General features: G+C 40.2%; 18 protein-coding genes and 1 pseudogene. 12 read left to right on the top strand and 7 right to left on the bottom strand.

Annotation, left to right across the window (positions count from 1 at the left end; translation table 11 throughout):
- The first annotated feature begins 26 nt into the window (after positions 1-26).
- Genes ACGLYD_RS18405 through ACGLYD_RS18390 form a run of 4 tightly spaced genes read left to right on the top strand, consistent with a single transcriptional unit; the run spans position 27 to position 3,120 of the window.
- On the top strand, positions 27-470 hold the full coding sequence (locus ACGLYD_RS18405) for a MarR family winged helix-turn-helix transcriptional regulator (protein ID WP_399629783.1): 444 nt from the start codon (positions 27-29) through the stop codon (positions 468-470).
- Positions 471-524: 54 nt separating this feature from the next.
- On the top strand, positions 525-1,466 hold the full coding sequence (locus ACGLYD_RS18400; protein ID WP_399629780.1) for a ring-cleaving dioxygenase: 942 nt from the start codon (positions 525-527) through the stop codon (positions 1,464-1,466).
- Positions 1,467-1,482: 16 nt separating this feature from the next.
- A complete protein-coding gene (locus ACGLYD_RS18395; RefSeq protein ID WP_399629778.1) occupies positions 1,483-2,541 on the top strand; it encodes an LLM class flavin-dependent oxidoreductase in 1,059 nt (352 codons plus the stop codon).
- A 12-nt stretch (positions 2,542-2,553) separates the two neighbouring features.
- Positions 2,554-3,120 (top strand): NADPH-dependent FMN reductase, encoded by a 567-nt coding sequence (locus ACGLYD_RS18390; RefSeq protein ID WP_399629776.1) that lies wholly within the window; start codon positions 2,554-2,556, stop codon positions 3,118-3,120.
- Positions 3,121-3,280: 160 nt separating this feature from the next.
- Here the strand turns inward: ACGLYD_RS18390 and ACGLYD_RS18385 are convergent, their stop codons facing one another.
- Both ACGLYD_RS18385 and ACGLYD_RS18380 read right to left on the bottom strand, forming a co-directional pair.
- On the bottom strand, positions 3,281-3,529 hold the full coding sequence (locus ACGLYD_RS18385; RefSeq protein ID WP_187046198.1) for a hypothetical protein: 249 nt from the start codon (positions 3,527-3,529) through the stop codon (positions 3,281-3,283).
- Between the two features lie 676 nt (positions 3,530-4,205).
- Positions 4,206-4,781, bottom strand: a complete 576-nt coding sequence (locus ACGLYD_RS18380) for a nitroreductase (RefSeq protein WP_187046197.1) — start codon at positions 4,779-4,781, stop codon at positions 4,206-4,208.
- Positions 4,782-5,464: 683 nt separating this feature from the next.
- Here ACGLYD_RS18380 and proS point away from each other — a divergent pair.
- From proS to ACGLYD_RS18365, 3 genes are all read left to right on the top strand, one after another.
- On the top strand, positions 5,465-6,904 hold the full coding sequence (proS, locus tag ACGLYD_RS18375; protein ID WP_067213674.1) for a proline--tRNA ligase: 1,440 nt from the start codon (positions 5,465-5,467) through the stop codon (positions 6,902-6,904).
- 234 nt (positions 6,905-7,138) lie between these two features.
- Positions 7,139-7,873 (top strand): sulfite exporter TauE/SafE family protein, encoded by a 735-nt coding sequence (locus tag ACGLYD_RS18370; protein ID WP_399629771.1) that lies wholly within the window; start codon positions 7,139-7,141, stop codon positions 7,871-7,873.
- 117 nt (positions 7,874-7,990) lie between these two features.
- Entirely contained in the window at positions 7,991-8,590 is a 600-nt protein-coding gene (locus ACGLYD_RS18365; protein WP_187048028.1) for a short chain dehydrogenase, read from the top strand.
- Positions 8,591-8,652: 62 nt separating this feature from the next.
- On the opposite strand, the gene ACGLYD_RS18360 is transcribed toward ACGLYD_RS18365, so the two are convergent.
- The 5 genes from ACGLYD_RS18360 to ACGLYD_RS18340 all read right to left on the bottom strand — a co-directional run bounded on the left by ACGLYD_RS18360 (position 8,653) and on the right by ACGLYD_RS18340 (position 13,746).
- On the bottom strand, positions 8,653-9,471 hold the full coding sequence (locus ACGLYD_RS18360; protein WP_067213671.1) for a purine-nucleoside phosphorylase: 819 nt from the start codon (positions 9,469-9,471) through the stop codon (positions 8,653-8,655).
- A 112-nt stretch (positions 9,472-9,583) separates the two neighbouring features.
- Positions 9,584-9,841: a hypothetical protein gene (locus tag ACGLYD_RS18355; protein WP_340741087.1), complete on the bottom strand. Its 258-nt coding sequence runs from the start codon at positions 9,839-9,841 to the stop codon at positions 9,584-9,586.
- Between the two features lie 54 nt (positions 9,842-9,895).
- Complete coding sequence (locus ACGLYD_RS18350) at positions 9,896-11,089, bottom strand: DHHA1 domain-containing protein (protein ID WP_399629767.1); 1,194 nt, start codon at positions 11,087-11,089, stop codon at positions 9,896-9,898.
- Positions 11,090-11,356: 267 nt separating this feature from the next.
- Positions 11,357-12,349, bottom strand: coding sequence for a bile acid:sodium symporter family protein (locus ACGLYD_RS18345; RefSeq protein WP_399629764.1), 993 nt, complete (start codon positions 12,347-12,349; stop codon positions 11,357-11,359).
- Between the two features lie 14 nt (positions 12,350-12,363).
- Complete coding sequence (locus ACGLYD_RS18340) at positions 12,364-13,746, bottom strand: FAD-binding oxidoreductase (RefSeq protein WP_399629761.1); 1,383 nt, start codon at positions 13,744-13,746, stop codon at positions 12,364-12,366.
- Between the two features lie 197 nt (positions 13,747-13,943).
- Here ACGLYD_RS18340 and ACGLYD_RS18335 point away from each other — a divergent pair, with 197 nt between their 5' ends.
- The 5 genes and pseudogenes from ACGLYD_RS18335 to ACGLYD_RS18315 all read left to right on the top strand — a co-directional run bounded on the left by ACGLYD_RS18335 (position 13,944) and on the right by ACGLYD_RS18315 (position 16,949).
- On the top strand, positions 13,944-14,657 hold the full coding sequence (locus ACGLYD_RS18335) for a FadR/GntR family transcriptional regulator (protein ID WP_399629759.1): 714 nt from the start codon (positions 13,944-13,946) through the stop codon (positions 14,655-14,657).
- A 192-nt stretch (positions 14,658-14,849) separates the two neighbouring features.
- Positions 14,850-15,296, top strand: a complete 447-nt coding sequence (locus ACGLYD_RS18330; protein ID WP_067213663.1) for an NUDIX hydrolase — start codon at positions 14,850-14,852, stop codon at positions 15,294-15,296.
- Positions 15,297-15,352: 56 nt separating this feature from the next.
- Positions 15,353-16,043, top strand: a pseudogene (locus ACGLYD_RS18325) (class I SAM-dependent methyltransferase).
- A 31-nt stretch (positions 16,044-16,074) separates the two neighbouring features.
- A complete protein-coding gene (locus ACGLYD_RS18320; protein WP_399629757.1) occupies positions 16,075-16,458 on the top strand; it encodes a YxiJ family protein in 384 nt (127 codons plus the stop codon).
- 59 nt (positions 16,459-16,517) lie between these two features.
- Entirely contained in the window at positions 16,518-16,949 is a 432-nt protein-coding gene (locus ACGLYD_RS18315) for a GNAT family N-acetyltransferase (RefSeq protein WP_399629754.1), read from the top strand.
- Positions 16,950-17,121: the final 172 nt, after the last annotated feature.

The raw sequence follows: 17,121 nt of genomic DNA, 5'->3' as shown, positions 1-17,121 counted from the left end.
GGTTAGTGATGAGGAGGCGAAACAAGATGCGTAATAATACGATTGGCTCGTTGATTTGGTTACGTTTAATGCGTTTTACAAACCAAAGTAACCAACTGTCGAATGAGTTTTTAAAGCGTTTCGATTTAACAACTGCCCAATTTGATGTACTTGTTCAAATTCAGATATACCAGCCACTTACACAAAGTGAATTAGCTGAAAAAGTGACCGTTACGCAAGGCGGTATTTCCCGCATGCTCGCACGACTTGAAAAAGAAGACTATATTGTACGTAAGCAAGACTGGAAAACGAAAATGATTAGCTTAACTGACAAGGCTGAAGCGATTTTAGAAGAGGCGATGCCAGCTCAACTGGCGTTTCAAACGTCATTTTTTGCTGATGTATTAAACGAGGAAGAAGAGAAAATACTTTACAAATTAATGACACGCATCCATAAACATAGTCAAAAAAAAGAATTGCCGCTGGAGTGATTTTTTTTGCACTATCACTTGACTAATCAATTTAAAAACCAAGGAGGAACTAGCATGTATAAAATACCAGGACATCACCACATTTCAATGATTACAAAAAGCGCTCAAGCGACTAATCACTTTTACCGAGATGTATTAGGCTTGCGCCGTGTGAAAAAGACGGTTAACCAAGATAGCCCATCCATGTATCACTTGTTTTATGGGGATTTAACGGGAAGTGCAGGAACGGAGTTATCCTTTTTTGAAATGACGAACGCTGGAAAAACCGTCCGTGGAACAAATGCCATAACACAAATCGGCTTACTCGTGCCATCACTTGAAAGTTTAACGTATTGGAAAAAGCGCTTTGAGCAATTGGATGTAGAGCACGGAGACATTACAACGTATGCAGATCGAGCAGCGCTGCCATTTGAGGATACAGAGGGGTTACGAATGATCTTGCTAAATAATAATGGCGAAGCGATACCTGAATTTTGGTCGCCTTGGGAAGATTCAGTTGTGGAGCAAGAGCATCGTATTTTAGGAATGGGAACTACGGAAATAACAGTACGTTATTTGGAACGGACGGCTAAAATGTTGCAAGAGATGTTTGGCTATGTGGAAGTAGCTCATTCTGAGAAAGAAGCTATTTATCAGTCTGTTGCTGGGCAAGCATTTGGCGAAATTGTTGTGAAGCAGTTGGAAGGACCGAGTGAAAAACCGGGCCGAGGCAGTATTCATCATTTAGCGATTCGTGTGAAGAACGAGGAGGAGCTACGCTACTGGGACGAAGTAGTGAAAGAACGTGGCTTCGATTCATCTGGCGTTATCGATCGTTTTTATTTCCAAAGCTTATACTTCCGTGATTCAAATGGCATTTTATTTGAGATTGCTACAGATGGACCTGGATTTACAGTAGATTCGACGATTGAAGCGTTAGGTAAAGAATTAGATTTACCACCATTTTTAGAATCAAAACGTGCAGAAATTGAAGAGAAATTACAACCAATCGATTAAAAAGGGGAGAATTTAAATGGAGAAATACCGTATTGACACAACTAAAGGACTTGAATTTGGTTTATATTCGATTGGGGATCATTTACTAAATCCGTTAACAGGAAGCCGTATTAGCGCAGAGCAGCGTATTCATGAATTGATTGAAGCAAGTAAGTTGGCAGATGAGGCGGGACTAGATGTTTTTGCAGTAGGGGAGAGTCATCAAACGCATTTTACAACACAAGCGCATACTGTCATTTTAGGCGCTATCGCACAGGCAACAAAAAATATTAAAATTGCAAGTTCTGCAACGGTGTTAAGTGTATCTGATCCTGTGCGTATCTATGAGGATTTTGCCACGATTGATTTAATTTCAAAAGGTCGAGCTGAAATTGTTGCAGGGCGTGGTTCACGGATTGGGGCCTATAGTTTACTTGGATTTGACGTACATGATTACGAAGAGTTATTTGAAGAAAAGTTAGAACTTCTGTTGAAGATAAATAATGAAGAAACGGTGACATGGCAGGGGCAATTTCGGGCACCATTGGAAAATGCAACGATTTTACCACAACCGCAGAATGGTCATCTGCCAATATGGCGTGCAGTAGGAGGACCACCCGCGAGTGCGATTAAGGCGGGGTATGCAGGAGTCCCGATGATGCTGACAACTCTTGGTGGACCAGCGATTAACTTTAAGGCGTCGGTGGATGCCTATCGTGAGGCGGCGCAGCGTAGTGGTTTTGATCCAGCGGCGTTGCCAATTGCAACAACGAGCCTATTCTATACAGCAGAAACTTCACAGGATGCGCTTCGTGAATATTATCCACATGCCAATGCAGGTATGCAGGCGTTAAGAGGCGGCGGCTATCCGAAACAACAATTTGCACAATCAACGGATACGCGCGATGCATTAATGATTGGTAGTCCACAGCAAATTATTGAAAAAATGCTCTACCAATATGAGCTATTTGGTCAACAGCGATTCATGGCACAAATTGACTTTGGTGGTGTACCGTTTGATAAAATCATGAAAAATATTGAGCTGATCGCGACAGAAATTCTGCCAGCAGTTAAGAAATATACAGCTGGAAAATAAGGAGATGCTATCATGAAAATCGTCTTACTATCGGGTTCCAATGTAGGGTCTAAAACAAGAACGGCAATGGATTATACGCTCAAAATAGCGAATGAAAAATACCCGGATACAGAAATTACATTACTGGATCTAGCTGAATTTGAAATGGTCTTTAGTGACGGGCGAAATTATTTGGACTACGAGGGCGATACCAAATATGTAACGGAAATGCTTATGGCCGCGGATGCCCTCATTATTGGAACACCAACGTTCCAGGCTTCTATTCCGGCTACGCTCAAAAATATATTTGATTTATTACCAGTCAATGCGTTCCGAGATAAAGTGGTGAGTATGCTCGTAACAGCAGGTACAGCTAAGCATTATTTGATGGTGGAACAACAGTTAAAGCCAATTTTAGCGTATATGAAGGCACATATTGTACCTACTTATGTGTTTATAGAAGAAAAGGATTTCCATCGCAAAGAAATCGTTAATGATGATGTTCTCTTCCGTCTGGAGCGCTTAGTGGAAGATACCGTGCTTCTTGTCGATGCTTATGTAGGGATTCGAAAAGCGAAAGATGAGGAATATGGTTTTTAACTAGTTCAAGGCAGTAGTCCACATTGTGCGACTGGAACTTAGAAAGAAAAAAGGTGGTACTGCTTAAAGTGAAAATCTAGGGCGTTACAAAAATCCCCACAATCTCGTAGAAGTTTACGACGAGATTGTGGGGATTTTGGCTAGTAGTGACTGTCACTTATTAAGAATGAAGCTTTATCTTTTTTTCGTTTTTAAATAATAGATAATGTGCTTTTCCTAATTTTTCTTCTATATAGTCGAGTGAATAGTTACCGGATGGATCTGCTAAGTCTCCAAGTGCCCGAGATAGATTATCAACCGCGAGATTTAGCGTCTCAAACTGTCTTGGCTCATTCCCTCTATTCATTTCATGCATGATTTCATGAGCTAGTTGCTGGATTCGACGTAAGCGTACTTCTTTCGTCTGCATGATATCCTCCTCCATATATCAACTTATATAGCCTAACTATATGGCTAATGATAGGAGTTCATGAGTAGATGTATAAATTAATTCGGATAACCGCTTACAAGCACTACTTATATATGTTGAACAAATGAATATGGCGTATGCGCTTTACAAGGGCATTTGGGAGGCCGCTGAAAAGGATGAAATAGAACTCCTACCAATACCGCTTTGGCGCTTTGTGGATGCCTCCCGCGATAAGCCAGAAAGAAGACCGCTTTCAGTCTTATCGCTCCGGCTACCACGAAGTCGCGCCTTCGCTGGATGGTCTGTGTGAAAAAGAGCTTTTCATTATCTACGATGAAATCTGCAACCTAGATTGCGTCTTTCTTGACTATAATTATATATGTTGAATCCGGTATATATACTGAGCGGAGGCACCTTAACAGGGGTAGCCGAAGCCATCCCCTAGCGCCGTAGCGGTTCAATGGAATTCTTTATTTCAATTTATATAGTATCAACTAGTAATCACCTTACAATTTCTCCATATACATCTCAAAATCACATTTCTCTCGATAATGAACACCAAAGCGCCAAGTGTTCTACAATCCACACCCCGAATTAAAACTTTCTCATTCTTGAGTACTACTGCAGATTCAATGGGATTCTTTAATTCAACATATATAGTCTCTAATTCGAAAAACTACTTATTAATGATCGTAACAAGTTCGCGAATATCCGTGCGTGGTTGAGCTTCTGGTATATGTTTAGGATAGCCGATCATTAACGTCGCTACGACTTTTTCGCCAGGTAGGACATCGATGGCCTCCCTGAATGCCGGGTCGTATACCCAATCGTTAGTACGCCAAATCATTCCAATTTCCCTTTCCCATGCCGCAAGTTGGAAGTTTTGAATTAGAGAGGAAATTGCCCCGTAATCCTCATCCCATCTTCTTTGACGGGGATCTTCAGGCATAATGACTACAAGATGAACGGGTATATCTCGGAAGTATTGTGCTTTTCTATTCACTTTTTCTGAAACTTCGCCATCTACTTTCGGCTGCGAGTCAATGTAGGCCTGAACAAATTGTTCTTTTCCTTCACCCACGTACAACTGAAAGCGCCACGGTTCCGTCAACTTGTGGTTCGGTGCCCATTTCGCGACATTTAGCAGCTCGATGATTACTTCAGCACTAATCGGATCTTTTTTAAAAGATTTGATTGTTCTTCGGTCTATAATGTTTTGTTCAACCACATTTTTCCCTTCTTGCTGACTCATCTGATAATCCCCTTTATGTTTAGATAGTATATGAAGTTTTTGAACTTCAAATGAAAATCATTCTCAATTAAATGCCCATTTAGTATAGCATGACAAGTAATAATAGCTCAATAAATCTAATCTTAAATTAGAACAGACTTCATCTACATCGTAAGAGGCAACTTCGATGGGAATCATATGCAAAAATTACGACCGTATTTGCCCAAATAATTTTCCAGTGCCTGTCGACATTCATTGAAGTTGTATGAACCGTGAGTATTTGATATATTAAAAGTAATATGAAATCTTTGATGTGACCAAGTAGACAAGAATTGTGAACCAGAAAGTATAGCGACTTACTGAGAGCTATATCACCGCTTCTTGTCGAAACCTACCACTGAGATGTTATGACAACATAACCGAGTCGTTTTCGTTATCAAACGTTTTAGAGGGCTTGAATTTAACTTAATTCAGCTGAATTAAGTTAAAGCCTCCGGCGGATGTCACAGATTTTGAATTGCGCACATGCAATTCGAAATCTGGACGCAATTACACCGGGGTGCAATTGATTTAGGCTAAACTAAGGTGGTACCACGTCCATTCAGCACAAAGACGTCCTTATTATAAGGACAACTTTGTGCTTTTTTGATGTCTAGACTTCAGGCAACCGAAGGATTTCTTTATTATTTTAGGAGGGGAAATTAATGACCAATCAACAGAAAAATGATTTTACAAGCTGGTATATCGACACGATTCAAAAGGCGGATTTAATGGATTACACGCCAGTTCGCGGGTGCATTGCATTCAAACCGGATGGCTATGAAATTTGGGAGCATATCCAAGCCGAGATGGATAGACGTTTTAAAGAAACGGGGCATCGTAATGCCTATTTTCCAATGCTTATTCCAGAGTCGTTTTTTGAAAAAGAGAAGGATCATATCGAAGGGTTCTCACCAGAACTCCCTTGGGTTACCGAAGCTGCAGGTGAAAAGCTAGAAGAGCGTTTAGCGCTTCGACCAACGTCTGAAACGATGGTTGGGCATCTTTATTCGGATTGGATTAAAAGCTATCGAGATCTTCCTGTGTTAATTAACCAATGGGCGAACGTCTTCCGTTGGGAAAAGAAAACATTGCCGTTCATTCGGACGTCTGAGTTTTTATGGCAAGAAGGGCATACAGCTCACGTGGATGAAGAAGAAGCACGTGCTGAAACGATGCAAATGCTCAACATTTATAAAGAAGTTGTCGAAGAGTTGCTGGCGATTCCAGTATATGATGGTCAAAAGACACCTTCCGAGCGTTTCGCAGGTGCTGTAGATACGTACTCCATTGAAGCAATGATGAAGGATGGAAAAGCAGTTCAAGCAGGAACTTCACATTATTTAGGAACAAAATTCGCGCAAGCATTTGATATTAAGTATTTAAATAAAGAAAATAAGCATGAATTTGTCCATACGACATCTTGGGGGACTTCTACCCGATTGATAGGTTCTGTTATTATGGTGCATGGCGATGAACAAGGGCTTGTATTGCCGCCACGTGTCGCACCGACGCAGGTTGTATTAATTCCAGTAGGACCTTGGAAGAAGAATCCTGAAATTATGGAAAGACTTGATAAGATTTATGCGGAATTAAAGGCAAAAGGAATTCGCGTGCGCTTGGATGATTCTGATCAATCACCGGGTTATAAATTCAATGAATGGGAACTGAAAGGTGTGCCGGTTCGAGTTGAATTAGGGCCACGTGACTTGGAGAATAACCAAGCAATAATAAAAGCTCGCGATGAAGAAGAAAAAATTTCTGTTGATCTTCCAACTATAGCTGACTGCATCGAAGGCGCGCTTAACACGATGCAAACTCGCTTATTGGACAAAGCACGTGCATTCCGTGAAAAGCATTCCCATACGCATGTCGATTCACTCGAGCAATTAACGCAACATATTACGGATTCAACAGAAAATGGAGAAATCCCAGGTTGGATCCTTGCGGGTTGGTGTGGAGATGACGCCTGTGAAAAACAAGTGAAAGAAAAAACAAAATTCACGACGCGTAATATCCCATTCAATCCACCCGCTACGAAGTCAACATGCATCAATTGTGGAACAGAAGCAAAATATACTGTGTGGTTCAGTCGAGCTTATTGATTAACTAACTAGAATGAAAAATGCTCCCCCGAATAAATCGGAAGGAGCATTTTTTATTCCATGTACATTCATTGTTATTATGGAGCAACAGCCCCAGCGCGCATTTTGAGTACTATATATGGATTGGCTCATTCATTTTTCGAATGTACTTTCATTCATACAATTGAATTTACTTATGGACTAAGGTTGAATATGCTAGTCATATAGAGGTTTTCACTGAAAGAAGGATGCTATATGGAATACATCTTGCTTTATTTCATCGGATTTGCTGCAACAACACTTGGTACATTAGCAGGAGGTGGAGGACTTATCAGTTTGCCGGCCATGCTGCTGATGGGATTGCCAGTTCACTCAGCAATTGGGGCCAATAAAGTATCAAACACAGTGAGCTCATTTTCAAGTTTTCTTGTGATTTATAAAAATAAAGAAGTAACGGTCAAAGAAGCATTTACGGTTGTTCCAATCAGTCTTGCTGGAGGAATTACAGGCGGAGTTATCGCTTCCTTTTTGAAAGAAGAATGGATGATTGTTATCGCGATTATACTATTAACGTTCGCATTCATCTCATCATTTCTTGGAAAAGCGGATTTTGACGGTAATAAATCCTTTCGTGCAACTAAAAAAAGTGCCACTTCATTGTATGGAATTGGTATTTACGACGGCGTTTTTGGACCGGGTAGCGGAACGTTAGCGTTATATTTATTTGCTCGATTGAAAGTTTCTTACTTGAGGGCAGTCGGCTTGTCTCGTATCATGATTTTTTCAAGCTGTTTCGGCGCCTCAATCAGTTATATTTCGACGGGGAAAATAATATGGCCACTCACAATTGCATTAATGCTTGGTTCGATAAGTGGTGCACAACTTGGTGTTCGTCTCGCACGTAAATTGAAAACAGAGCATGTTAAACCACTACTACGTATCGTAACCGTGCTCCTGATTATACAGATTGGTGTGAAGTATTTTGGATGAGGTACTTTTAAGAACAAAGAAAATTCATTTGGGGTATTTTTCATAAGTAGTGCATTTGATAAGTATGATGGAACAATAACTAATTGAAGCTAGATACTTTAAAAAGGGGGGCTACATATTAAAATACTTGTCGTAGGTGCAAGTGGAACGATTGGTAATGCGGTTACTAAAGAACTGGAGAAAAATCACGAGGTCATTCGTGCGGGACGAAATGGTGCCGATGTATCTGTTGATATTACGTCAGTAGAGAGCATTAAAAAGATGTATGAACAGGTTGGCAAAGTTGACGCGGTGATTAATGCAGCAGGTCGTGCTCATTTCGACGCAGTTACGGATATGACACCCGAGTTGAATGACATCGGGATTGATAGCAAACTGAAAGGGCAAGTCAATCTAGTGCTTTTAGGTTTTGATAATATGAACGATGGTGGGAGTTACACGTTAACGACGGGGGTTATGATGGATGACCCAATCGCGAAAGGAGCATCAGCGGCTCTGGCAAACGGCGGCGTCAGGGCATTCGTTAAAGCTGCGGCTATTGAAATGCCAAGAGGAATTCGCATTAATAGCGTAAGTCCAAATGTGTTACAAGAGTCGATACACAAATTCGGCACCCTTTTCCAAGGGTTTGATGCAGTACCTGTAAGGCGTGTAGTTCTTGCTTTTGAAAAAAGTGTCTTTGGCCTACAAACTGGTCAGAACTTTGAAGTCTATTAATAAGCATGTGAAAAGCCCTCTGGGAGTGTTTCTCAGAAGGCTTTTCGTATTTATTAATTTCTTTAAATCTCTTGCAAGACGTTTTTAATTAAATGTACAAATGCACTTCGAGATTGAGCAGCAACTTTTATGACATCCTCATGACTTAATGGTTCATCTAGAATCCCACACGCCATATTCGTTAAGCAAGATATTCCTAATACCTTCAGCCCTGAATGAATCGCAACAACTGCTTCAGGCACTGTTGACATGCCAATTGCATCTCCACCTAAAATGCGAATCATACGGATTTCAGCAGGTGTTTCGTAAATAGGGCCACTCCACCAACCATAGACGCCTTCTCTTAATGTAATGTCATTCTCACGCGCTACTTTTAACGCTATTTCTCTCATTTCGCGATTATAAACCTCAGAAACGTCTGGGAAGCGCGTTCCTAAATCATCGTTGTTTTTACCAATCAATGGATTTATGCCAACTAAATTAAGATGATCTGTAATTAGCATTAACTCGCCCGGATTAAAGTCAGTATTTACCGCTCCACACGCATTCGTGATAATTAGTTTTTCTATACCTAATGCTTTCATCACTCTGACAGGGAAGGTAACTTCGTCTAAAGAATACCCTTCGTAGAAGTGATAACGTCCTTTCATAGCCACGACTGTTTTACCTTCTAAACGCCCGATAACTAATTCATTTGCGTGACCAACTGCAGCTGATTTCGAGAAAAAAGGAATATCCTCGTATGGAATGACAACTCCGTTTTCTATCTCATCGGCAAGGCCGCCCAATCCAGAACCTAGGATAATTCCGATTTCGGGAACTTCTTTTGTTTTACTAAGAATGTAATTTTTAGCTTCTAAAATTTCTTCTGTTTTATGCATTAATAGTACCTCCTGTTATTTCTATGGAATTGTTTATTAATAGCGATGCTTTCATAGTTTAGTGCTTGTACTAAAAAGAATCAAGAATGGTTCATTGTAGGTTGGTACCAACTCAAGGATTCGCAAGTTCATCAGATGCTTTTGAAGTTCTACCTAGTTTCTGCGAAAGGAAGTAGGCAATTGTTGATGATAGGAGGATGAATAATAAGGGAATAGTAGAACTCCCTCCATATATGGCTTCTTGATTCGATGTAGATTGCATTAAAAATATATCCGGCTTATAGAGAGCGGTAAGAATTGCTCCTGATGAAAGTTGGAATAGCGTATACAACGCTGCAAAACTAATGATAAAGATCAGATACTTTTTCAAAATAATCACCCCTTTCTCTATTTACGTTTCAATTTAACCAAAGTTTCATATACCTTAGTTTTCGTCACATGAGTCTTCCATCACAGTCAGTAACTCCTCTGCGGATACCAATCGTTCACCGCCACCTTGGACAAACGCATCATTCCCGCCGCCTTTTCCGTTAATCAGGGGAAGTGTAGCAGATGCGACTTGTTTCATGCTTGTTTCTACAGAAGCTCCTCGAGCCGCGACAAACTGTAATCGATTATCACTTTCAGCAACGAGAAGTACAATTACTTCATCTGCTTCAGTCACAAGAAGTCGGGCAAGTTTCTGTAATTGCTGGACAGTTCTATCTGTAAAGAGTGCTTTCACAACGCCATTTTCCTGTTGCCTTAACAATGCTTGCGCTTCAAATGCTAACAGTGCTTCTTGCGTATCCGCCAACGATTTCTCGAGTGAATGATTCATTTCTAATAACTTTTGTACTGCATCCGCAACACCAACGTCCGGGGCACTTAATAGTCTGGATGTTTCCGCTAACACCTGATTTTTTCGTTGCAATTGCTGTAACACACGTCCACCGCATACGAAATGTACGCGCACTTTGCCTCGATGCTTCTCAGTCGATAAAATCTTCAGTACACTTACTTGTCCAGTTGTACTAGGATGTGTACCACCACAGCCGTTATAGTCAAAATCAGGGATAATGACAAGTCGAATTTCGTCTGTCACTGCCAGTTGCTTACGAAGGGGGTAGTGATGAAGCTCATCTTCAGTTATCCATTTTATTTCAATCAGTCTATTTTCTAAAATAATGTCATTCGCTAATTTTTCCACCGTGTCCAATTGCTCTGGAGATACATCCTCCATATCCAAATCAATCGACACAATTTCTTTACCTAAATGGAAACTTACCGTCGGATAACCGAACAATTCAACAAACGCTGCTGATAAAATATGCTGTCCTGCATGTTGTTGCATATGATCAAAGCGTCGCTTCCAGTCGATAGCGCCCTCTACTTCGGTTGCAGAACCAAGACTTTCAGCCAATGTATGGCGAATTTCATCTTCTACTTCTTCTACATTGAGTACTTGAATCCCATTCAATGTCCCCATGTCATGCGGTTGGCCGCCGCCTGTCGGATAAAACGCTGTATTGTCTAACACGACATAGTGATTTCCTTCTGCATCTTGTGCCGCTTTAATAATCTGAGCCGTAAACAATTTGCAATATGGATCTGCATAATACACACGTTCTTTTAACATAGACAATCGACTCCCACTCTTTGTTTTGTATATATTAACATTATACAGAAAAGAAGGGGGTTTCTCGTTGGTCGAAAACTCGACTTTTGAGAAACCCCCTCTTCTTGCGGTGTTTTTTAACCATGGCGGTGATAACCCCGTTCGTAGCGGTGATAAACTGCTCCAAGGCGGTGATAACTTATCCTATAGCGGTGATAACAACCATGGAGACGGTGATAACAAATTTATAATAAAGATATTAAGTCAAAACAAGTCCTATGTTCATTCTTACAATTTCTCGGAAGGAGTTAAAACCGTAACTTCCGGTGCATCATCGGGTTCATCTTTCTCTTCAACAATCGGTTTCTTTGACCAGATCGTGGCGAGGATTGGGCCCGAAATATTATGCCAGATCGCGCCCCAAACGCTCGGCAGTGCTGCAAGCGGGCTAAAGTGAGCAGTCGCCAAAGCCACGCCTAATCCAGAGTTTTGCATGCCAACTTCAATTGAAATGGCTCGTCGATCATTTTCGTTCAGGCCGAGCATTACCGCTGTCAAATAGCCAAGTAGTAGACCGAATCCGTTATGAAGGAAAACGGCGATGAAAACAACGAGTCCTGAACTTGCAACATTATCCGCATTGGCGGCAGTGACGGCTGATACGATGATTAAAATCGCCGCTACTGAAATGAGTGGTACAATCGAAATGCTTTTTTCGACAGCTTTCGGGAAAAGCTTTTGGACGGCAAACCCTAATATAATTGGGATGATAATCACTTGGACGATTGACTTGAACATCGAAACTGGATCAACGGGTAGCCATTGTCCCGCAAGTAAAAGCAACAAAAGTGGTGTGACGACTGGAGCCAATAAAGTGGAAAGGGAAGTCATTGCTACTGACAACGCAAGATTTCCTTTCGCAAGATAGACCATAACATTGGAGGCCGTACCGCCTGGAACACACCCGAGAAGCACTAAGCCCGCCGCCAATTCAGGGGGCAACTTGAGCAAGTGAGCTAATGCGAATGCAACTAGGGGCATGATGATGAACTGGGCACCGACACCGACAATTACAGGTAGCGGTTTTGTCAGGACAATTTTGAAATCAACGGGCTTTAACGTCAGTCCCATTCCGAACATGACGACACCTAGTAAAATTGTAATATAGCCGCCCAACCCTAAAAAGGGTGTTGGGACCATAAAGGCAATTACGGCAATCGCGATAACCCAAAAGGCAAAATATTTCCCTGCAATTGTGCTAAGGGTTTCAAGTATTTTCATAGTAGATATCCTCCCTAGTCCATCTTCACGTTTTTATTTGGATTCAATAAATTGTCTGGATCAAGTGCTTTTTTTATTTTTTCCATAACGAGGAGTGCAGCACCGTGCTCCCGTTCCTGATATTTCTGTTTACCAATCCCAACCCCGTGTTCTCCAGTACATGTGCCACCACGCTCAAGCGCATACATGACGATTCGTTCATTCAACTCATCGGCTTTCGCAAGTTCTTCGGCATTGTTCATGTCCATCATTAGTAGTACATGGAAATTACCATCGCCTACGTGGCCGACAATTCCGCCAGTCAAATCAAGTGACTCGACCGTTTCACGTGCATGTTCAACGGCACCTGCTAACTCTGAAATCGGGAGACAAACATCCGTTACCATCATCTTTTTCCCCGGATAGCCGTGGATGAAGGCATAGGCTAAATTATGCCGCGCCTCCCATAGTCTGTTGCGTCCCGCGTTGTCCGTTTCAAATTCGATGTCTTCACAATGATGGTCTTTAACAATTTCTTTTGTGAAGTCAACGTCTTGTTTTAATCCTGCTTCATTCCCATGAAATTCTAAGAATAGTGTTGGTTTTTCTTTGTAGTTGGTTTCACTGTAAAGATTCGCCTGTTTTATAGATGGTTCATCGACTAACTCAACCCGTGCGATCGGAATACCAGCCTGTAGAATGGACACAACAGCTTCGACCGCGTCATTGACAGTAGCAAAGGAAGCTCGGGCCGCCGTGACGTGTTCTGGAATTCCGTATACGCGTAGTGTTAATTCCGTAAAGCAACCAAGCGTGCCCTCAGATCCTACGAACAGACCGTTCAGATGAAGGCCAGATGCAGACTTCGCGGCCATATTCCCAGTATGAATGATTGTTCCATCGGCCATCACAACTTCCAAATCACGGACTTGATCACGCATGACGCCGTATTTGACGGTCGTTGTTCCACTTGCATTTGTTGCCGCCATTCCACCAAGTGTTGCATCCGCTCCCGGATCGACAGTGAAAAACAGCCCGTGCTTTTTCAGTTCTTTATTTAACTGTGTACGGGTTACACCAGGCTGTACTTTAACGAGAAAGTCATTCTCTCGAACTTCAATAATCTTGTTCATCAGCGAGAAGTCAATCGTGATTCCTCCTTTTGAAGGGATTACATGTCCTTCCAGGCTTGAACCGAGACCGAATGGAATGACCGGAACTTGGTATTCTTTTGATACTATCATTACTTTACTTACGTCTTCAGTTGATTCTGGAAAAACAACAATGTCCGGAAGTCTTGCCGCGTGATACGATTCATCCCTGCCATGAAGCTCTCTTACGGTTTCATTGATGGTTACCTGCTCGTCCTTAAGTACTTTTGTTAACGCTTCAACTATATTTACTGTAGAAATTTTCATTATATTTTCTCTCCTTAATTAACTAATTTGTCATACCAATATTTTATGTAATTCGAAATTTTAAATTTTGGTCCAACCACTTTTCATTATACCTAATAATCTGAACAGTGCAACGATTATTTCGGGATATTGATTATTCCAAATTTAATTGATATCGTTAAAGTCACGAAAGAGGTTCGATGTAAGGGGGGAAATCGTTGAATCTGCAGAAGAAAAAGACCTACGAAGTTATTGTTGAAAAGATAGAAAAGTTCTTTTTAAATGGAAAACTAAAATCGGGTGATAAATTGCCGCCGGAAAGAGAATTGGCAAGTCGGTTTGGTGTGAGTAGGACGTCTGTGAGAGAGGCACTTCAGGCATTAGAGATTAGCGGTGCTATTGAAATCAGACAAGGCGGGGGAAGTTTCATCAAAACGTCTGAAGTTCAGTTAGTAAGTGATGCACTTTCAACTACAATTATTCAAGCCGAAAACAATTTGGTCTATGAAATGTTGGAGCTGCGCCGTGCGTTGGAAGTTGAATCGGTATCTCTTGCCGCACAACGAGCAACTTCAGCAGACTTGGAAAAGATTCGTCAGTCACTAGAACAAATGGCTGTATCGGGGCAAGATGCAGAAGCGGGGGTACAGGCTGATCTGCATTTTCATTTGCAAATTGTCTATGCTACTCATAATAAATTACTTATTAATTTGGTCCAAACGCTGACTGAACGAATGGAGGATACAATTCGTGCGACACGGAAACACCGGTTTTTAGATGATGATCGCTATGAGGATACATTCGAGGAACATAAGGAGATTTATATAGCAATCGCATCGGGCAATGCTCAGGAAGCGAAGAAACTAATGGAAGAGCATATTACGCGTGTTCGGAGAGAATTAAGCGAAACATTTTTGCCGACTTTTGAATGAAAAAGTAAATAATATAGGGGGATCATTTTGAAGATTGATCATTCTAATTAAAAATAAATAAACATGAAATTGACTTAGATATGTTAAACAAATGAAAGCCTATTTAAACTGTGTTAAGGCGGCCTAGCGAATTAAATGGGGTTCTTTATTTCACATATATAGATCCGAAATTTATGCAAAAGGGAGAATGTCATGAATTACATAAAGTATTTAAGGGGATTCATAGGAACAAAACCTATTATTGCCCCGGGATCAGCAATAATCATAATGAATCTGGAAAATGAATTGTTATTGCAATTACGTTCAGATACAAAAGATTGGGGTATTCCTGGTGGAGGTATGGAGATGGGCGACACATTTGAAGAGACCGCCAAAAGGGAGTTATTTGAAGAAACTGGTCTTGTAGCAAATCAATTAGAACTTTTGGGAGTAGTTTCTGGAAAAGAATTATATTTTAAATTTCCACATGGTGACGAGATATATAATGCAACTGCTGTTTACAAAGCAACAGAAGTTACTGGAACACTTACAAAAGACGAGGAGAGTATAGAGCTATCGTATTTTCCTTTAAATTCATTACCAAGTTTGAACTATACAACTTTAAAAATCTTGCAAAAAGTAGGATATATAGTGGATTAAATTAATAAATTGGGGAATAGACTAGCAATTTTCATTTCGTAGATAAGGGGATTCTTTTGGAATATAAAGGCAATGCAGTTTATGACGATGATGAATCATTTGGAAATTATTTAACAAGAAGACATAGAGCGGAAAGTCCAAACAATATCATCGAAAAGCCGTTGTTAATGGAGCTAATTGGAGATGTTAGTGGGAAAAGGTGCTGGATTTAGGCTATGGCGATGCCGAATTTGGATTAGAGCTGATAAAACAGGGATGTTCATTTTATGAAGGTGTGGAAGGTCCACTCAACATGGTCCAAAAGGCAGTAAGCGTCTTAGATTATACTGCTAGTAAAATTCAACACTCGTCAATGGAAACCTGGGATTTTCCACAAGAACAATATGACCTGGTTGTTTCTCGACTAGCACTGCATTATCTAGAAAAAGTAGATGGGCAATTTGTTTTTAGTGTTCAACATCCAGTTTTAAACTTCTTCAGTACAAAGTGCAACAAAATCGGCACCTACAGATTGGAAGGTAGATGATTATTTTCATACTGGAAAACGTGTAGAGCCTTGGATTGAAAAAGAAGTCGTTAAATATCATTGTACATATAGAAGAATATTTTAAGGAATTGAAACGTGCAGGATTTAAACTAGAGGAAATAAATGAATGTCGCCCGCGTCTTGAAAACTTCAAAAGTGAGGAAGAGTATAGAAGAAGAATGAGAATCCCATTATTTTTAGTATTTGCATGCAGTAAGTAAAGGTTAGCAGAAGTTTAAGAAAAAAATTAAAGTGGCGGTGTTAAAAATAGAAAAAGAACTTATTTATAAAGAACTGCAAGTTATAAAAGATAGCCTACATATCCCCTTTCCTTATAGTGATATTTATAAAATACAGGAGGATTTTATAAAAGAAATAAACCCAAATGATATCTTAACAGCTGATTTGAGCGCCTACTGGGCGAATATTGCCGGAAGTCTTGGGTACATTGAAAGAGGAAAATCGGAAGCAATTCCTCAAGGTCAAATAGATTGGCTTCAATTGACTTTTTATGATATTTTTCATCAATATTATTTTTTACAAGAAAGCATGATAAATTATCCAACGTTTTACGCTGAGTATATGAATCATGAAAAAGCACGGGAGTTATTAGTAGATTATTTAACTAATAAGTGAACGGTTGAGTTTCGGTGTTTGTTTTTCGAATAAAAGGAATGGAACTAGGAGGGAATAGTATGAAGATAATTGAACAATGGAATCAAGACGATAGCGACTATATAAGAAGTAAGGTCATAGAACATAATATGGAACAGCTCCCGAACGAACTTAAAACCTCAAGGGAAAGTATTAGCTTCGTTATAAAGGATGACAAAGGAGAAGTAATGGGTGGAATTACTGGAGATATATTTTGGCATCATATGCATATTGACTTTTTGTGGGTTGATGAAAGTGTTAGGAAAGAAGGTTATGGGAGTATTTTATTGGGAAAAATTGAAAGTCTCGCAAAGGCAAAAGGATGTAGGCTTATTCACTTAGATACATTCAGCTTTCAAGCTCCTGAATTTTATCAGAAAAATGGCTATGAAGTTTTCGGTGTAATTGAAGATCATCCAAAAGGGTTTAAGCAATACTTTTTGCAGAAAAGATTTTGTGATTCATACATTTGAGAATGAGTATAGTAAGAGATGAATATATAAACACCAAAATAGATACGACTAATTAATAGTCGTATCTAAGATTGTAGACAAACGTATAATTATTTATCTGATTACAATTAGAAACCGATAATAGACTACTTACTCCTTTGCCTTACTTGGCTTTCAGAAAACGTATCTCTTT

Source organism: Sporosarcina sp. SG10008, from assembly GCF_044569405.1.
Classification (GTDB): domain Bacteria; phylum Bacillota; class Bacilli; order Bacillales_A; family Planococcaceae; genus Sporosarcina; species Sporosarcina psychrophila.
This window is presented reverse-complemented; position numbering and strand designations above follow the sequence as displayed.